We start from the raw sequence: 17,453 nt of genomic DNA, 5'->3' as shown, positions 1-17,453 counted from the left end.
GAATCTCTGCGGCCACGAAGGAAGCTATCCATGAATCTGCTCATGATATCCGCCCATCTACCAGACCCGCGAACTACAGCCGGCGAGCGAAACTACCATTTTTTGCAAGCCCTGGCACAACACCATACCATCTCATTACTCAGCCTGGTAGATAGCGGCGATCTTCAAGCCCATGATGTGGGAAAAGCATTGCAAGATCTCGCCTATCCCGTGCAATTGATACCGTTTCAGACTCCTTCTCTTAAGCGTTTACGGCAATTGTTGAGCGTGGCTCGCGGAAAATCTTTCCTGCTGCATCTCTTTCTCCTGCCAGCAATGCAATCCGCCCTGGATAACATGCTCGCCAGCCGCCACTACGACGCCGTGTTTTTCGAAAGCTCGCACGTAGCCGGTTATCGCTTGCCGGCAGGCATCAAAATCATCATCGACCAGCATAATATTGAGCACGAACTCTTGCAGCTTACCTACGAACACGAAAAGAACCCGCTGCGTCAATGGTACAATCGCCACGAATACCAGCTCGTCAAACCCGCTGAACTGCAGCGTTGCGCCAAAGCCAACCTCGTCCTCGTCACCAGCGAACGCGAGCGCCTGCTCTTACAACAATCCTTGCCGCAGCAGCGCATCGAAGTCGTTCGCACAGGAATCGACGTTGAGACCTTTGGCGAGATTGACGCCGTACAAGTAATCCCCCACCAGATCGTCTTTACAGGAACAATGAACTACTATCCAAACACGAACGCAGTGATCTTCTTCGCCCAACACTGCTGGCCCATCATTCGACAACACATACCCGACGCCACCTGGCACATCGTCGGCAGAAATCCACCGCCGGAAGTTTGCAGCCTGGCCGGACTACCGGGCGTCACCGTCACAGGTCCCGTCCGTGATATACGCCCCTACCTGGCCTCATCCGCCGTAGCCATCGCCCCCTTGCAGATTGGCAGTGGCACGCGCGTCAAGATACTTGAAGCCCTCGCCATGCGCAAAGCCATCGTCTCCACCACTGTTGGTTATCAAGGGCTGGTCGTAGAGCCGGGCAAGCACCTGCTGGTAGCAGACCAGCCGGCGGAATTTGCTAGCGCAGTAGTGGAACTGCTGCGCAATCCCCAGCTGCGCATGGCCCTTGGAAATGCAGGTCGCGCCCTGGTAGAGGCCGAATACAGCTGGAAAACAGCCTGCGCCCAATTGGTGCGCATTCTAGACGAATTCAGCAATGAAGCGGCCCTGGCAAGAACTCATGCACGCCGGGACGAAAAGCAAGGCAGCGATCACTAACGCCAGATCGATAGAGTCAGGCGCTGTTACGATCTTTTGTTTGACGAACTATCCTTGAGGAATACGATGCAAGCTCTCATCCTGGCCGGCGGCGCTGGCACCCGCCTCCGCCCGGTACTGGCACAACTGAATAAGCCAATGGCTCCAATAGGTGGCAAACCTTTTCTGGAGTACCTGCTCCTACAGCTTAAGAAGCACCAGGTTGATGAAGTTATTCTCTGCCTCGGCTATAAAGCTGATCTTATTCAATCACATGTTGGGAAGGGAGATCGTTGGGGCATCAAGGTTAACTACTCCTACGAGCCTGAACTGCGTGGAACAGCAGGAGCGCTTAAGCTCGCCGGAGACCTGATTCATGAGGAAGACTTTTTTGTCATGAACGGCGATTCTTTGTTCGATATTGAGTTGCAAGCATTGATGTCCTATCACCGCGAGATGGAAGCGCTAGCAACATTAGCGCTCACCGATGTCGACGACATGCAACGTTATGGCGCAGTGGGCTTGAATGAAGCAGGCCGCATCACAAGTTTCATTGAGAAAGGCCAGGGTCATACCAGGGGCCTGATTAATGGCGGTGTCTACGTTTTCGCGCGCAAGTTACTCGATTTCATACCCGCGGGAAAGCCGGTTTCCCTGGAAAATGACATTTTGCCCAGACTCATTGGGCAAGGCTTATATGGTCTACCATTGAACGGCTTTTTCATCGATATCGGCATGCCCGCGGATTATACGAGGCTTCAATCTCATCCTGTACCACTGTTGGCCGCAATAGAACAAGGAAGGTAGTCAGCATGTTCATTCGCGCCAGGGCGCCACTGAGAATCAGCCTTTCCGGGGGAGGAACCGACGTACCGCCCTTTCCTCAGTTAGAAGGCGGCTGCGTCCTGAGTACAACCATCAATCGCTATGCTTATGGGACGCTTCAACCCCGCCGCGACGGGAATATTTGCGTTCATTCTCTCGACTTTGGCGTCTCGGTCACCTACGACCCCGAGGACCGGCTCATCTACGATGGCAAACTTGACCTCGTCAAAGCCGCCATCCGCAAGCTGGTAGCGGCGGAGCATAGGGGCTTCGACCTCCTGCTGCATAGTGACGCGCCTCCCGGTTCAGGGCTGGGCGCATCATCTGCGATGATCGTAGCGCTGGTTGGTCTGCTGAAAGAGTTTGAACACCTGCCGCTCACAGATTATGAAATCGCGGACCTGGCCTGCGTTATCGAGCGCGAAGAACTGGGTATCGAGGGAGGGCTACAGGACCAGTATGCTGCTGCTTTCGGGGGCTTCAACTATATCGAATTTCTGCCTGACCACGTGGTCGTGAATCCACTCAAGCTTAGCCCCAATGTGTTGAACGAATTACAGTATAATCTCATGCTCTGCTATACGGGTACAATGCGTCTATCGTCTCACATCCTCTCGGATCAAATTGATCGCTATGAGCGGAAAGAAGCAATGACAATGCTGGCGCTACACGAACTGAAAGCGCTCACCGTTGAGATGAAGAATGCCTTGCTCCGGCAGCAACTTGACAACTTTGGAGAACTACTTCACAGGGAATGGCAGTGTAAAAAAATGTTGTCTAGCCGCATAACCAATCCACAGCTTGATGGTCTTTACGCAACCGCGCGCAAGTACGGAGCTTTGGGCGGAAAGATCACAGGGGCAGGCGGTGGAGGATACCTGCTGCTTTATTGTCCCGCCGAGAGGAAACACACCGTGGCAGCAAAGCTCAAAGAACTTGGTTGTACAATCATCGACATGAGTTTCGAGCCTCTGGGCTTGCAAACATGGAGGGTGAACGCATATGCTCCTCAGGTCAGCACAACAGAGTAAAACACAAATCGAGTCTATCACACAGTTTCAAGCTCTCTTTAAAGAGCGCATCGAAGAAAGTATTGCCGCCAAACAACGACTTCTGAGCTATACCGAGGTCTGTGCTGAGGTGGCAGAGAGGATCATTGGAGCCATCCGAAGCGGCCACAAGCTGCTCTTCTTCGGCAATGGTGGCAGCGCCGCTGATGCACAGCATCTTGCCGCCGAGTTTGTCGGAAGATACTACCTGGATCGACCGGCACTCCCGGCACAGGCTTTAACGGTCAATCCCTCAGCTCTGACCGCCATCGGCAATGACTACAGCTTCGACCTGGTCTTTTCTCGTCAGATCGAGGCATTCGGCCAGGCAGGAGATGTGGCCATTGGTCTCTCCACCAGCGGCAACTCACGCAATGTTGTAGAGGCGCTACGGGCCGCGAACAAGAGAGAAATGCTGACTATCGCAATGACAGGAGAACATGGCGGCCTGCTCAAAAGGGAGGCCGATTATTGTCTCTGTGTTCCCTCTACCGATACCCCTCGTATCCAGGAAGCACACATGCTGATCGGCCATATTTTGAGCGAACTTGTGGAACGAGCGATCTTTGCCGGCACAAATGGTTCGTAGGAGCGTACCCTGGTGGTCGCCCGCCTTTCACTTTCTCCTGGCAAAACAGGTCTCGTATGCTCGCAAAAGGTTCTTCCTGCTATGCTCCCAGCTCAGTTCCTCCTCAACACGCCTTCGCCCTATGGTCCCCATCCTACAACGCAACGCTTCATCGCCCAGCAATACTTCGATCTTGTTCGCAAAGTCGCTCGCCAGGTTTGGCACGGCATACAGCGCTGCTTCCCCCGCCGAATAGCGCGTCTCATAGAGGTCAAATGCCACGATAGGCTTCCCCATCGCCATGTATTCCATCGTCTTCAACATTGTGCTGTACTCATTTACCCCATTCAACGGATCGGGTATCAGGCAAATATCCGCCACACTCAGATAGCGCGCCACATCTTTGATAGGAATCCAGCCGGTAAAATTGATATACTCATCCAATCCTAGTTCGTGAGCAAGCGCTTGAAGCATGCACAGGCTTTCACCCTCGCCCATCAATATCAGCCCGACATCTCTCCTCCCACGCCTGTACACCAGTTCATACAGCGCTCGCAGCGCATACTCAACCCCATCCTGTACGCCCATAATGCCTACATAGCCTAATACATAGCGCCACCCGTTCTTTAGCCCAGGCTCGGGTGAAACCGGTTTCAGTTGCTCGAGATTCGGGCCATTACGCACCACAACCAGCTTCCCATCATCACAACTCCCACGTTCGATGGCGTTTCGTCTCTGCGATTCATTTGTCACGAGCACCAGGTTAGCCATCTTATACGTACACCATTCCAGAAACACCATCAATCTGTACAGAAGCCTGGAATTTCTCTTGAAGAGCGCCTGGAAAAGCTCTGGCGCCAGATCATGCTGGTCAAACACAAACTTCTTTCCCAGCAGGCGATAGCACATCCCGACGATAAAAAATATATCCGGGGGATTGGCGACATGAATGACATCAAAGCCATGCCGCACCAGCACCTTCAAGCTCAACCAGCACGTCATGACCAGCGCCACCGTGTACTCCACCACGTGGCTAACATACTTGCCCCTCACCGCCGGCAGATGGTACCTGTAAATATGAATGCCATCAATACAACTATATGACTCTCTATATGCCGTCGCCCCTTTCGGGCTAATAATGCTTACCTGGTATCCATGATCTCGCAATGTTATCGCTTCCGGCCACACCCGTCGATCCTTAGGCGCGGGCACATTTTCCACAATCATCAGCACTTTCAGCACGTTTGCCATCCCCGATACGCTCCTGTGTTCATCTACAAAGCCGGCACTAGCGTTTGCTCTTCCAACAGTTCTTCTAGCGATAGCGCCGGATATTCCAGGGACTCGTTATCTATAAAAACCCGGAACCAGATTTCTAGACTGGCAAGGATAAACAACTGGTTCTGGTAGTTCGTTTTACCATGCAAATGATCTCTCAGCAGCGCCGCGACGAAGTCAGTATTCAGAAAACCACGGTCGCGGGCGCGTTCAGAAAGCAGCAATCGTGTCATCATACCGCGCTGACCCTCGCGGAACCAGATACCTGTTGGAACGTTAAATCCCATCTTCTTGCGCCTCAAAATTGCCGCCGGAAGAACGTCCGCAAAGGCTCGTTTCAGCAAATACTTGGCCTGAAACGGTCGAATCTTCATCTCCGAGGGAATACGTGCCGCGTATTCGATCAAATGATAATCTAGCAGCGGAATGCGCGCCTCCAGAGAAGCGGCCATCGTCATCTTATCGGCCTTCATCAGCAGGTTATCGGGGAGCCAGATCTTGGTATCCAGGTAGAGCATCGACGAAAGGGCATCCCGCTGCGGATTCTTCTCAAGCCAGCGTCGAAACACGCGACTGGCATCAGCATCAATCATTGCCATCACGTGGGCAGCAAGGACCTGCTCTTTCAATCTGCCATTGAAAATGCCGAACCAGGACATCCAACGTTGTGGCGCCGGCTGGCAAAGGTTGTGCGCCGCCATCTTCAGCTTGCGCATAGAGTACGGCAAATGATCAATAACAGGCAGCAGCATATTTTCGCGTACAGAAGGCGGAATGAGATGAACGTAACGGGCCATTCCATCAACAAGATACTTGGGATAGCCGGCAAATAGCTCATCGCCCCCTTCACCCGAGAGCACAACTTTGACATACTGGCGCGCAAGTTTGGCAAGTAAATAGACCCCCAGATCAGAAGGCTCGCTGACAGGCTCGTCCCTGTGCCATGTCAACAACGGCCAGTAGCGCATCATATCCGCGGATTTTGCCACCAACTCGTGGTGTTCAGTACCAAAGTGTCCGGCAACCAACCTGGCATAAGGCAGCTCATTATAATCAGGATGATCGAAACCAACCGAAAAGGTCTGCACAGGCTGTGCCGTCAAACTGCTCATCACACCGGTCACAATACTCGAATCTACTCCCCCGCTCAGCATAGCTCCCACCGGCACGTCAGCCATCAAACGCTCTTCAACCGCGCGCGATACATGCTGTTGAACCCCCTGGAGATACTCCGCTATTGGGCGGCGCTCGACTTTGCCAAAGCTAACATCCCAGTAGCACTCCTCGCGTACCACCTCATTCTCATAGAGCAACCAGTGACCTGGCAACACTTTGTAGATATTCGCGAAGAGCGTGGCAGGGGCCGGAACATAACGTATACTCAGAAAATCGGCCAGCGCTTGCGCATCAACCTCCCTCCTTACACCTGGATGGCACAGGAGCGATTTGATCTCAGAGGCAAAGAGTAGATTCCCATCTACGAGTGTATAATACAGCGGTTTCTTTCCAACGCGATCACGCGCTAATAACAAACGCTTCCGCAAGTTATCCCAAAGCGCAAACGCGAACATCCCATGCAAGCGCGCCACACAATCCACACCATATTCTTCATAGGCATGGACAATCGTCTCCGTATCGCTACTGGTAGAGAAAGTATGTCCTTTCTCGATAAGCTCTTTACGCAAGGTCTGATAATTCCAGATCTCGCCATTGAAGACAAGCCAGATATTCCCCGTTTCATTCGCAATTGGTTGATGCCCGCCGCTGAGATCGATGATGCTCAAGCGTACAATACCCAATCCTACCGGGCCATCGAGGTACATTCCATGCTCATCAGGGCCGCGATGAACGATAACACTCCTCATTCGCTCCATCAATCCCGGCGCGACCGGTTCTTTACTCCGCGCGTTGAACACACCACAAATGCCACACATAGCGATTGCCTTTCCGTTATCTACTCAGGCCTCATTTCAGCAGTGCCAACAGGCTGTAGCCGCCTAAAATGCGTACAGCCAGGTCCTTGTGGATAGCATAAAACAGCATCCGTGGGGGAATGAGCAGCTTCTTCGCAAGCGTATCAGCAAGACCTATTGATCGCGGCGCATAAAAGTAGTCCAGCAGTTCGTAGCCAACCTCTTCGAACATTGCAAGGGCAAGACCTTTATCAAAGTAGTGGACATGCCCATATGCCCTGCGCACACCGAGTAAGCCGCCGGGACGTAGTAGTGACTGTACTGACAGATCCAGGGGCAGGTGAATTATTTTGTATCTACTCTTTGGTTTTAAGGCGCGTAGAAAACTGAAGTAATCTTCCACGTGTTCAATGACATCCAGAATGAGCATGAGATCGAAAAAGACTCCCTCTTCCTTTGTCAGATCCGCCAATTTGAAATGCAGCCTCTCGTTAGCCCTGCTCTCCGAAAGAGCGAACGCCTGTGGAGAAATCTCATATCCCCAGAACGAGCAAGTAGCCGCCATTTTTCCTTGCAACTGATTCAACACCTCCCCGGCCCCACATCCTGCTTCACAGATCGTATCCGGCGCGATGCCATTTCGCCTTATCAAGCGCATAATCTGCTTTGCTTTCCACGGAGATTCTTCCACGTGCCAGGTTGGATTTTTCTCTAAATATTCACCTGAGGTATACATCTCTTCGAGTTTCATCCTCGCCTCCTCAAAAACGTACCTGCGAATAATTATCCCCATCTTGCCAAGCATAAAATGCCGGTTATGCTCTCCAGGTTGATGTTTCCGTTGAAATTACGTTTCAAAGATATAGGTAGCGTCTACATTTCTTGATATGCTACATGTGCTTGCCGCAGATTCTTCGCTCCGCTCAGAATGACAGCCCGCACATGTCATTCTAAGTGAGGCGAAGAATGACAGCCCGCACATGTCATTCTGAGTGAGGCGAAGAATCTGCATTAGGGCTTGCCGCGGATTCTGAGCGAGGCGAAGAATGACATGTGCGATGGGCGGAATACTTCCAGGATGCGCAAAAAGAAATCCTGTACGGTCACCGAGTCGATATCCCCTGATATACAGAGAGCAGCACGATATCCATCAGGCCAGCAGCCAAAATGGAGTAATGGACGCTCGATTGACTCAACCTGCTCCACCAGCGCAATCTTCGTCGCATATCGCTCTTGAGATGTGTTGCCCAAACCCCCGGCTCTATCGAGATATATGGCATAGAGGCCGGCATCTTCAACCGCACACCTTATTGTTGGATACCCCTGTTCGTGCAGGAAGTTCATCACCTCATCCGGCGTTCTCTCCGAGAGTCCGATACAGGGACAGGTTGAGGCATGTACCACAAAATGGTCTGTTGTCACCCGTTCATCACTACCAAACCACCGCGGAACCGGCTGGTCTTCTATCGTGAGGTGGCGGGCCAGAACCGTCGCTTTAGCGGGACATATTGCCTCTACCTGCCAACGCGTGTCATCCACTTTGATCAATCTGAAGCGGAACCGGCTGCGTTCCTTCCACCATTGAGCAATATCGCCAATGCGAGTAACCCAGACCGGCAGCGGGCGACTGCAAGCATAGGTCAACAATAGCTGAAGTGCCTGCCTGCACAAGATGCCGCGTTCCGGGTGTAAATTGAGCGTGTACAGGCCACCCAGATCATAGACACGTTGCATCACCTGGCTCCATATGTCGCCAACTTCACCGGCGCTGGTGATACGCAAACGGTCAAATAGCATCTCATCATCTGGAATGCTGGTTGGAATACGCAGCAACGTTCCCTCAAATTGAGGGCGCAGCGCGTATGCATTGCAAGCAGTAGCTTGAAAGAGTTGTAATGATTTCTCAAACCCGCTCCTGATACGAGGTGAAAGTTTCTCGACATCGATCACCTTATGCAAGACCGCGAGGTTGCTTTCATAGGTGAAATCCAATGCCGCGTAGACGCGCAGCGAGGTATCATTCCAGCCGAGATAGGGATTGCGAAACCCCTGGAAAGGCACCTGTAACCGTTGAAAGACAGAGACCGCTTTCCGCGTTTGTTTATATTGCTCATAGTTTGTCAGAGTTCGATAATCATTATGGACATAGCCATGGACGCCTATCTCAGTTCCAAGACGCGCGATTCCTGCTATCAGCCTGGCATGCCTTTGCAGAACAACGGCCGGTATGAAGAACGTCGGTGCGGCATTGTAGCTCCGCAGGGTATCGATAATAGCCTGCAAAGCTCGCCGGGTTTGCGCTTCGGTAAAACCAAAGCGCGTAAAAACAGTTCGCAGGCGACGAGCAAAGTTATGCACGCCCTTGGTCTTGATAGAGAAAGCTACAAGGTTCATAGCGTTACTATCCACTCCCGGCTACATTGTGAAAAACAGGTCTTTTATAACCTTAGCTTTTTCTCAAGAGGAATATCGTTTTGATGGATGTTCAGAAAACGTAGCAATCAAGGTTACACGGTGCATATTTGTAGACACTGACCTTGTTATAAGGATAATTTCGGTTATGACGGAAATGTGATATGTTTGGTGAGGCATCCCAAACACGTATGCTGACTCATTCACCGATCTATATTTGGAAGGAAGACATACATGCCGGAAGTATCATTCTATGTTCATCCCACTGCCGAAGTATCACCTGACGCGCATATTGGTACGGGAACACGCATCTGGCGGCAAGCGCAGGTGCGAGAACACGCGTCTATTGGCGAGACCTGCAACATCGGCAAGGGCGTCTACATCGACGCGCACGTGCGAATCGGCTCAAAAGTGAAAATCCAGAATCATGCGTCTATCTTTGAGGGCGTGACGCTTGAGGATGGCGTCTTTATCGGCCCCCATGTCTGTTTCACCAATGATTTGTTGCCGCGTGCCATCACACCCGGGGGAAAGCTGAAAAGCGCGGATGATTGGGAAATTACGCCAACACTGGTGAAGTATGGAGCATCGGTAGGAGCAGGTTCGATCATTGTTTGTGGTATTACGATTGGAGAGTTTGCGCTGGTGGGCGCCGGTTCGGTTGTCACACACAATGTAGCTCCCTACGCGCTTGTTTTTGGCAATCCGGCACGGCACCATGGATATGTCTGTCGCTGCGCGCGCCGTCTTTCACACGTGGAAGAAGAATCGGGCAGGCTCGTGGGCTGGTGCGAGCTATGTGGCCAGGCGCAGGTACTACTTGAGACTCTGCATTGACACGTGCTGAGCTAAGAGGATAGTATTAGCAGGAAACAATTTTCTGGAGGATTTCGTGTCAATTATCTACAATATATTGCGGGGGGCAGGCAGTATCGCCGGCTGGACGCCACGTAATGTGAGGCATTTTGTTGGCTCGGCTATGAGCGGGGCTATTTACTTTGGCTGGCGTTCCAAACGCATTATCACCCGGCAGAACATGGCTCAGGTAACAGGACTGCCGGCACATGATCCCCGCGTGCGTCGCCTGGCTTTTCTCTCCTGGTGGAATTACGGCCGCTACGTTTCAGATTTTTTATATTTCCCTCATATCGATGTCGAAAGCGTTGAGCAAAATATACTCGATTTGACGCAGGGCGCGAGTCGCTGGCAAGATTATGTCGATCAGGCGCTCAAGCCAGGACGAGGAGCGTTATTCGTCACAGCGCACTTCGGAAACTATGATCTGGGTGGGGCTATTATGGCCCGCTATGTACACCTGTATGCTATTGCCGAGACGTTCAGCGACCCAAAGTTAAATGTGCTGGTTCAAAATCAGCGCATGGAGAAGGGCATCGATATTATTCCGCTTGAGGGTTCAGCGCGAAAAATTTTACGAGTACTCCGCGATAATCAATTCGTGGCTCTTCTTATTGATCGTCCCTCGCAGGCAAGCGAAGGCATACCCATCACATTCTTCGGTCGCAAAACCTACGTGCCGGCCGGTACCGCAACGCTGGCGCTGAAAAGTGGTGCCGCGATTATGCCCGGCTATATCTGGTATGGGCATCATAACCGGTTTTATGTGCGAACGTTTCCGCCGATTTTCCCCAGGCAGGGGAAAGACGTGGACCAGGCTGGCGAAGTGATACGATTGACGCAATACATGTTTGATACAATGGAAGAGGTGGTACGCGAGTGGCCCAAACACTGGTATATGTTCCGTCCATTCTGGCCCCCGGAGAGCTGATTGGACATGTATGATGTATAATCTGTTTCGCCTCGGCTCATTTATCATCCCGCGCCTGCCACGGCAGCTCATACTGGTCATCTCCATTATAGCGGGTACGCTCGCCTGGCTTATTGCAGCTAAAGCTAGAAAGCAGGCGACGATCAACGCGCTGCATGTCCTTGGGCCTGAGATACGCTCAACACGAGCCGGACGCCGCCGGTTACGGCGCACGGTACGCGGCATGTTCCAGAACAGCATGCGTAATTACCTCGAAGTGTTCTATTTGCCTTATGAATCGCCAGAAAGGTTGTTACGGCGTATGCCCGACATTCGTGGGATAGAACACTTCGAAGAAGCTCTGGCGCTGGGAAAAGGCGTTATTCTCTTTTCCGCGCATTTTGGGCCTTTTGATTACGTATCCCAGTGGTTCTCCGCGAAAGGCTATCAACTGACGATACCCGTGGAACGCCTGAAAGATGAACGAATGCTGAAGCTGATGGTCTCATTACGCAGCAGCAAAGGCGTGCATTTTGTGCCCCTGGGCGGCAGCGCTCCAATGCGAGCAATTGTGCAGGCCCTGCGGAATAACCAGCTTGTGCTGATTACCGGCGACCGTGCGGTGCAAGGAGAGAGCGTGGAAAAGCCCTTTTTTGGAGCAATTGCGCGCCTGCCTCTGGGACCCGTTTCCCTTTCACTGCGCACAGGAGCGCCTCTCGTTGGAGCCTTTAGCTGGCACGCTTCGAGAAACGAAATCAAGGGCGAATTTGTGCCCCTCACACTTGAACTGCCGCAAGAAGAGCGGAAGAATCCCGATGCCGTGATGGACGGCCTGATTAAAAGGATGGAGCGGATCATCAAAGCGCATCCCGAGCAATGGGTCGTTTTTTCCCCCGTCTGGATTACTGACCCTCACTCCTGAGCGAGCGCATCATGCGACGTGGGGGATCAACAAACCAGCTCCAGGCACATTGCGCCACGTAGACCCCCGGCGAAAGGCGAACCGGCGGGATTTCCTGTCCACCGGAGCGAGCGGTGCGTTCAAGGATGGCCCGGCGGAAATCACCGGGAGTACGACCCGGGAAAAGAGTATAGGCGGCTCCAATATGCTGCCAGAAATGCGCATCACTTCCGCCTGTTTCGGCAAAATGCCATTGTTGATTGGCCTCGCGCACTTTTGCGCGCACCCAGGCATTCGCCGGCGTGGGATTGTATATTTCGATGCCATCGATGGCGTAGCCCCTTTCCAGCAACTCATCGATCTTCTTGCGATTCAAACTGGGAACGAGTTGCCCAAACGGATGAGGGACAACTACCAGGCCACCCTGTTCTTTGATCGCATCGATGCTTTCCTCGACAGGACGCATCGCCCTGGGCGCCTTCTTGACGAACAGACCCAGCAGATGTCCCTGGCGTGTCGAGACTTCGACACCGGTTATCATTTGTAGCGGGCTATTCTGCTTTGCGATTAACTCCTCCACCCGTTTTGCGCCTTCGAGATGATCGTGATCGGTAACGGCGATCAGGGGCAAACCCTTGCGGGTAGCCACCTCAATCACGCGCGCAGGACTGGCCCAACCATCGCCAAGATTGGTGTGCATATGAATATCGGCCCGGCTATATCCAACAGGCGCTTCCAGAGGCTTTTTGTACTCTTGCTGATCCACTACATTCTTCGAAGCATGTTGCATGATCTGCGTTATCCTTTACAGGGCGCGCGAGATTTGTCTGAAGTACGGATTATCTCGCTCTTCCATTAATTCATAATAATAGTCGAGAATATGCTGCGCGACACGCGGCCAGGCATAATCAAACGCTTTTTGCTTGCCCACCTGAATAAACTTCTGCCGCAGAGGCTCGTGCTCAAGCAATTGGCCTATGGCCCAGGCCAGTTCTTCACTATCACGTGGAGCGGTCAAAAGCCCATCGATGCCATTGCTGATCACAGTACGATATCCACTGATATCCGATGCCACCACAGGAGTACCCGATGCCATCGCTTCCAGCAGCACGACGCCCATACTTTCTCCTCCGGTAGCAGGCGAGCAGAAGACATGCGCACTGGCGAAGTAACGCCATTTATCTTCATCCGGGACATAGCCGGTGAAGATGACATCCTGCCACCCATGCTTCTCGACAAACTTCTGAAAACCTCGTCTCAGGCGGCCATCTCCTACAAAAAGAAATCGCGTGTCCGGGTACCTTTCGCGAATGTAAGGGATAGCGCGTAACAGATACTTCGCTCCCTTTCGCTTCTCAAAGCGTCCTACGAAGAGGATATTACGTTTGCCATCCATATATTGCGGAAACGGCGCAACCTCCGTTTTGCAGCGTTCGAGATTGACACCGTTAGGAATGACACGATAATCACCGGGGAAGTAGCGCGAAACGAACTGGTAAGCGGCACTGGAAACGGCGATGCGCCCGGCAAGTCTGCGAAAATAGGGTCGCAAGAATGGAAAGGCGGACGCGTATGCAAGGTTAGAAGTAGAATACAGGCGCGGATACGATGAGGCATGAAACGTTCCGACGGTCAGTGTGCGAGAACACCGCAGGGCAGCCAGCGAAAGGCCAGGAATCAGCGGTTCATGAACGTGCAGCACATCGAAGTGTTCCCGCTGTAATACCCTGCGCACACGCAAGACCAGCGATGGATCAAGCATGATACGCGCTATCGAACCATTGATCGGTATTGGAGTTGTCCGGCCCATTTTGAGGACATTCCTTTCGGTTAGCCTCCCTTTCGAGCCGGATGCTGGTGCCAGCACACGCACATCATGCCCCATTGCTATGAATTCGTTAGCCAGATGCCAGACATGGTCACGCACCCCACCTGGATAACTCCAATCGTAGGGCGTCACTATGCCAATTTTCATGCGCAAAATCTGCTTTCTAAAACGTGGTAAAAAAGGAGTTTACCACCCTCCAGTGCCTGCTTCACCGCAGCAAGTTTCACCCTATCCACCGAAAGCCACCGCTTGCTGCTCTACAGGCGAATTTGCGTGCCGGCGAAGCCAGTTCCGGCACGTCCGACAGCCATCAGAGTGCTTCATTTCGAATACTCAAGGCCGCATTGAGATCACGGTCAAGCGACAAGCAACAGCGCTTACAGACAAAAACCCGATCAGCAAGCGTCAAATCTTCATCTACCCAACCACAAGCAAAGCAAAGCAAACACTGTCGATAATCTCCCTGCGCTCCCTATATACAGTTCTATGTATGACATTCTCGCACTATCGCGCGAAATACATCTTTAATACGCCCGCCGTTTCAAAATGGAAACAACTTCCCTCCACGTAAACCATTCTATCACGTCTGGCTACTGTTGTGTTACCGGATCGTAGTTAACCTAACCGGCGCGCGAACTCGACGAAGTACTGCATGGATTGCGGATTGCTCATCGAGTCTACGCTGATGGCTTTTTCCATTGGGGCGCCCATGAAGATTTTCTTCACCGGGACCTCCAACTTCTTGCCATTCAGAGTGCGCGGCACCTCTGGGATGACGAACACATCGTCAGGCACGTGATGCGGCGAAAGATTGCTGCGAATCTTATCGCGGATGCGCACCTTGAGCGCATCATCTAGCTCTACCCCCGGCCTGAGAACGACAAAGAGGGGCATGTAGTATCCTCCTCCTGGACGTTCCATACCGATAACAAGACTATCGAGTACTTCTGGCAGGTCTTCTACCACACGATAAATCTCGCTGCTGCCCATGCGAATGCCCTTGCGATTGATCGTGGAATCCGACCGGCCATAGATGACGGCGCTTCCCCTGGAAGTAATCTTCACCCAGTCGCCATGTCGCCACACACCAGGATACATCTCAAAGTAGCTTTCGAGATAGCGCTTATTGTTCGCATCGTTCCAGAAAAACAGCGGCATGGATGGCATCGGTTCGGTAATGACAAGCTCGCCCATCTCATCGATAAGCGGATTCCCATTGTCATCGAACGCCTGCACATTTGCTCCCAGCGCGCGGCACTGCAATTCGCCCGCGTAGACAGGTAGCAGTACTGAGCCGCCCAGGAAAGCCGAACATACGTCAGTACCGCCACTGACCGAAGCCAGCCAGAGGTCCTCTTTGACATGCTCGTATATCCACTGGAAACCTTCGGGTGGCAACGGAGAGCCGGTCGAGCCAAGGCCGCGCAGCTTGCTCAGGTCGAATGTTTTGCCCGGCTCAATCTCCGCTTTCATGCAGGCGAGTATAAATCCGGCGCTGGTGCCGAAGAATGTCATGCCAGACTTTTCGGCGTATTCCCAAAGCGCATTCATACTGGGATAGGATGGACTGCCGTCATAGAGCAAGACCGTTGTTCCAAGCAACAATCCCCCCAGAAGCAGGTTCCACATCATCCAGCCGGTTGTGGTATACCAGAAAAATCGATCTTCCGGCTTGAGATCGAGGCTCATATACAATTGCTTCAAATGCTCAAGCAGAATTCCGCCCTGGCCCTGCACAATAGCTTTGGGCAGGCCGGTGGTGCCGGATGAATAAAGCACCCACAGGGGATGACTGAACGGCACCTGCTCGTAGGTCAGTTCGGCATTGCTGGCCGGCATATCATCCCACATCATGGCATTAGCATACCGTTCAGCGCCCGAGTCTTTGAACACATAGGGAACGACGATGGTTTTTTGCACTGTAGTCAAAGCTTCTTGCAGCTCTGATATGATAGCCCGCCTGTCAATAATTTTGCCGTTATACATGTATCCATCTACGGCGAAAAGAACCTTCGGCTCGATCTGCTGAAAACGATCGATGACGCTGCGCGTGCCAAAGTCGGGCGAGCAGCTTGACCAGGTCGCCCCAATGCTGGCACAGGCCAGAAACGCGATTGCCGATTCCGGAATATTCGGCATATAGGAAACTACTCTGTCACCCGATTGTACACCCATGCCGCGCAGCGCAGCCGCGACGGTAGCTACTTTGCGGTACAGTTCATCCCACGATATTTCCGTTAAGGGCTGCGATTCTGACTGGAACAACAACGCCGGACGCTCTGTCGTAGCATTGCGGAAGACGTGTTCCGCGTAATTGAGTTTCGCACCTGGAAACCACTGCGCGCCGGGCATTTTTCTTTCCACCAGTACGGCGCTGTAAGGCTGCGAGGCCTTGATTTGAAAAAATTCCCACAGCGAAGCCCAGAAGTCTTCAAGTTTGTCGACCGACCATTGCCAGAGTTCTTCGGGGTCGTCAAAATGCAGGCCCTTCTCTTTTTCAAGCCACTGCATATAATGGGTGAGATTAGCCTGTCGTTTCATCTCCTCGGATGGTTCCCAGAGAAGCATTCCTTCGGTTACTGGAGCTGCCATACTTATCCTTCCTTTACCAAGCAAATAGTTCTCTAGCCATTGGGGTGAACGTAGGGGCCAGATTTATCGCGCCCCAGGCCGGGGCTTCCCCGAATCACCTCAAGGTTAGAGAGCTGACAAATATGTAGCATGAGGTGGAGTTACTTACGAATTTAGTATATTACATTTTGGCGCGGGTGAGAAATACGCTTTTTACGTTAGCCGGCAATGGTCGCCTTCATTTCAAGCTTTTGCTTTATCCAGTAAGTGATCAAGCGATAGAGGAAGATGCAGAGGGCGAGCCAGAGCGCACCGGAGAGGTAGCCCGCGAGAACATCGGTCAGCCAGTGTTCGCCTTCCAGGATGCGCGAATATCCAATCAGCAGAATATCTAACGCGGCAAACACCTGTAATGGGATCAAGAAATGATAGTAGCGCCACTGACGTATCGCGGGCGTGAAGCTGAGATACAGCAAAAAACCATAATAGGCTACATCCGTTTCGGTGTGACCAGAGGGGAAGCTATGAACCGGAATAGTACTCAGAACTTTCACACAGTCATGGGGTGCGAGACAATCATCCGGCAGCGGACGCGGGCGAGCGACGAGGGTGTTGATAATAAAATTGATTCCAGAGGCAATGGCAACTGTGCCCACAATACCGGCAGCCGACTCGTAGCACGCAAGCGCTGATTTACCCTTGAGGTGCCTGATTATGCCGGCAGTGACTAAGCCGACCAGCCATAGCGCCAGGGCCACAAGAGTAGGGGTCGGATTATTAAGCGCGCTGACAAATTCGATGAAGTCGTTGACCCAGGGATAAGGATGCAGGTGTTGCACGGTCAGGGTCGTATCCAGGTCGAGCGGGTAGGGCTGTGGATGACCATGAACAAGCACAGACGCGGTTGATAACAGTATTACACCCGCGACAAACAGGGCAATGCCGATAGGATGCGGCCTCAACCTCACCTGTTCAGATCGGCTTTCCCCGGAAGTTTCAGAAGGAGAAATCGCAGGACATATTCCTTGAGAATCGGCTGTCCCATCCATAGCAAATATCCCTTTATGTTAGAAAACGCATCAATCA

The 17,453-nt window shown here is 52.4% G+C and carries 15 protein-coding genes; 7 read left to right on the top strand and 8 right to left on the bottom strand.

Annotation, left to right across the window (positions count from 1 at the left end; genetic code table 11):
* Positions 1 to 30 precede the first annotated feature (30 nt).
* The 4 genes from VFA09_24405 to VFA09_24390 all read left to right on the top strand — a co-directional run bounded on the left by VFA09_24405 (position 31) and on the right by VFA09_24390 (position 3,720).
* Positions 31 to 1,278, top strand: a complete 1,248-nt coding sequence (locus tag VFA09_24405) for a glycosyltransferase (GenBank protein HZU70436.1) — start codon at positions 31 to 33, stop codon at positions 1,276 to 1,278.
* 66 nt (positions 1,279 to 1,344) lie between these two features.
* Positions 1,345 to 2,064 carry a nucleotidyltransferase family protein gene (locus VFA09_24400; GenBank protein HZU70435.1) on the top strand — a complete coding sequence of 240 codons (720 nt, stop codon included), beginning with the start codon at positions 1,345 to 1,347 and terminating at the stop codon, positions 2,062 to 2,064.
* Between the two features lie 5 nt (positions 2,065 to 2,069).
* Positions 2,070 to 3,113 (top strand): hypothetical protein, encoded by a 1,044-nt coding sequence (locus tag VFA09_24395; GenBank protein HZU70434.1) that lies wholly within the window; start codon positions 2,070 to 2,072, stop codon positions 3,111 to 3,113.
* Positions 3,085 to 3,720, top strand: coding sequence for a D-sedoheptulose 7-phosphate isomerase (locus VFA09_24390; protein HZU70433.1), 636 nt, complete (start codon positions 3,085 to 3,087; stop codon positions 3,718 to 3,720). Before VFA09_24395 ends, VFA09_24390 begins: the two co-directional genes overlap by 29 nt.
* Before the next feature lie 27 nt (positions 3,721 to 3,747).
* On the opposite strand, the gene VFA09_24385 is transcribed toward VFA09_24390, so the two are convergent.
* From VFA09_24385 to VFA09_24370, 4 genes are all read right to left on the bottom strand, one after another.
* The gene (locus tag VFA09_24385; protein ID HZU70432.1) at positions 3,748 to 4,950 is read right to left on the bottom strand and encodes a glycosyltransferase family 4 protein; all 1,203 of its coding nucleotides are present in this window, start codon (positions 4,948 to 4,950) and stop codon (positions 3,748 to 3,750) included.
* Between the two features lie 23 nt (positions 4,951 to 4,973).
* The gene (gene asnB / locus VFA09_24380; GenBank protein HZU70431.1) at positions 4,974 to 6,911 is read right to left on the bottom strand and encodes an asparagine synthase (glutamine-hydrolyzing); all 1,938 of its coding nucleotides are present in this window, start codon (positions 6,909 to 6,911) and stop codon (positions 4,974 to 4,976) included.
* 31 nt (positions 6,912 to 6,942) lie between these two features.
* Positions 6,943 to 7,641 (bottom strand): class I SAM-dependent methyltransferase, encoded by a 699-nt coding sequence (locus VFA09_24375; GenBank protein ID HZU70430.1) that lies wholly within the window; start codon positions 7,639 to 7,641, stop codon positions 6,943 to 6,945.
* A 260-nt stretch (positions 7,642 to 7,901) separates the two neighbouring features.
* The gene (locus tag VFA09_24370; protein HZU70429.1) at positions 7,902 to 9,284 is read right to left on the bottom strand and encodes a polysaccharide deacetylase family protein; all 1,383 of its coding nucleotides are present in this window, start codon (positions 9,282 to 9,284) and stop codon (positions 7,902 to 7,904) included.
* 252 nt (positions 9,285 to 9,536) lie between these two features.
* On the opposite strand from VFA09_24370, the gene VFA09_24365 reads away from it, so the two are divergent.
* From VFA09_24365 to VFA09_24355, 3 genes are read left to right on the top strand one after another with little or no spacing between them, the layout of a single operon-like run.
* The gene (locus VFA09_24365; GenBank protein ID HZU70428.1) at positions 9,537 to 10,139 is read left to right on the top strand and encodes an acyltransferase; all 603 of its coding nucleotides are present in this window, start codon (positions 9,537 to 9,539) and stop codon (positions 10,137 to 10,139) included.
* Between the two features lie 55 nt (positions 10,140 to 10,194).
* Complete coding sequence (locus VFA09_24360; protein ID HZU70427.1) at positions 10,195 to 11,088, top strand: lysophospholipid acyltransferase family protein; 894 nt, start codon at positions 10,195 to 10,197, stop codon at positions 11,086 to 11,088.
* A gap of 10 nt (positions 11,089 to 11,098) precedes the next feature.
* A complete protein-coding gene (locus VFA09_24355; protein ID HZU70426.1) occupies positions 11,099 to 11,989 on the top strand; it encodes a lysophospholipid acyltransferase family protein in 891 nt (296 codons plus the stop codon).
* Here the strand turns inward: VFA09_24355 and VFA09_24350 are convergent.
* The 4 genes from VFA09_24350 to VFA09_24335 form a co-directional block, all read right to left on the bottom strand.
* Complete coding sequence (locus VFA09_24350; protein ID HZU70425.1) at positions 11,970 to 12,758, bottom strand: CehA/McbA family metallohydrolase; 789 nt, start codon at positions 12,756 to 12,758, stop codon at positions 11,970 to 11,972. The two genes, VFA09_24355 and VFA09_24350, sit on opposite strands and share 20 nt — an antisense overlap.
* 15 nt (positions 12,759 to 12,773) lie before the next feature.
* Complete coding sequence (locus VFA09_24345; protein HZU70424.1) at positions 12,774 to 13,943, bottom strand: glycosyltransferase family 4 protein; 1,170 nt, start codon at positions 13,941 to 13,943, stop codon at positions 12,774 to 12,776.
* A 468-nt stretch (positions 13,944 to 14,411) separates the two neighbouring features.
* Positions 14,412 to 16,388, bottom strand: coding sequence for an acetoacetate--CoA ligase (locus VFA09_24340; protein HZU70423.1), 1,977 nt, complete (start codon positions 16,386 to 16,388; stop codon positions 14,412 to 14,414).
* Positions 16,389 to 16,585: 197 nt separating this feature from the next.
* The gene (locus VFA09_24335; GenBank protein HZU70422.1) at positions 16,586 to 17,416 is read right to left on the bottom strand and encodes a phosphatase PAP2 family protein; all 831 of its coding nucleotides are present in this window, start codon (positions 17,414 to 17,416) and stop codon (positions 16,586 to 16,588) included.
* Positions 17,417 to 17,453: the final 37 nt, after the last annotated feature.

This window comes from Ktedonobacteraceae bacterium, assembly GCA_035653615.1.
Taxonomy (GTDB): Bacteria; Chloroflexota; Ktedonobacteria; order Ktedonobacterales; family Ktedonobacteraceae; genus DASRBN01.
This window is presented reverse-complemented; position numbering and strand designations above follow the sequence as displayed.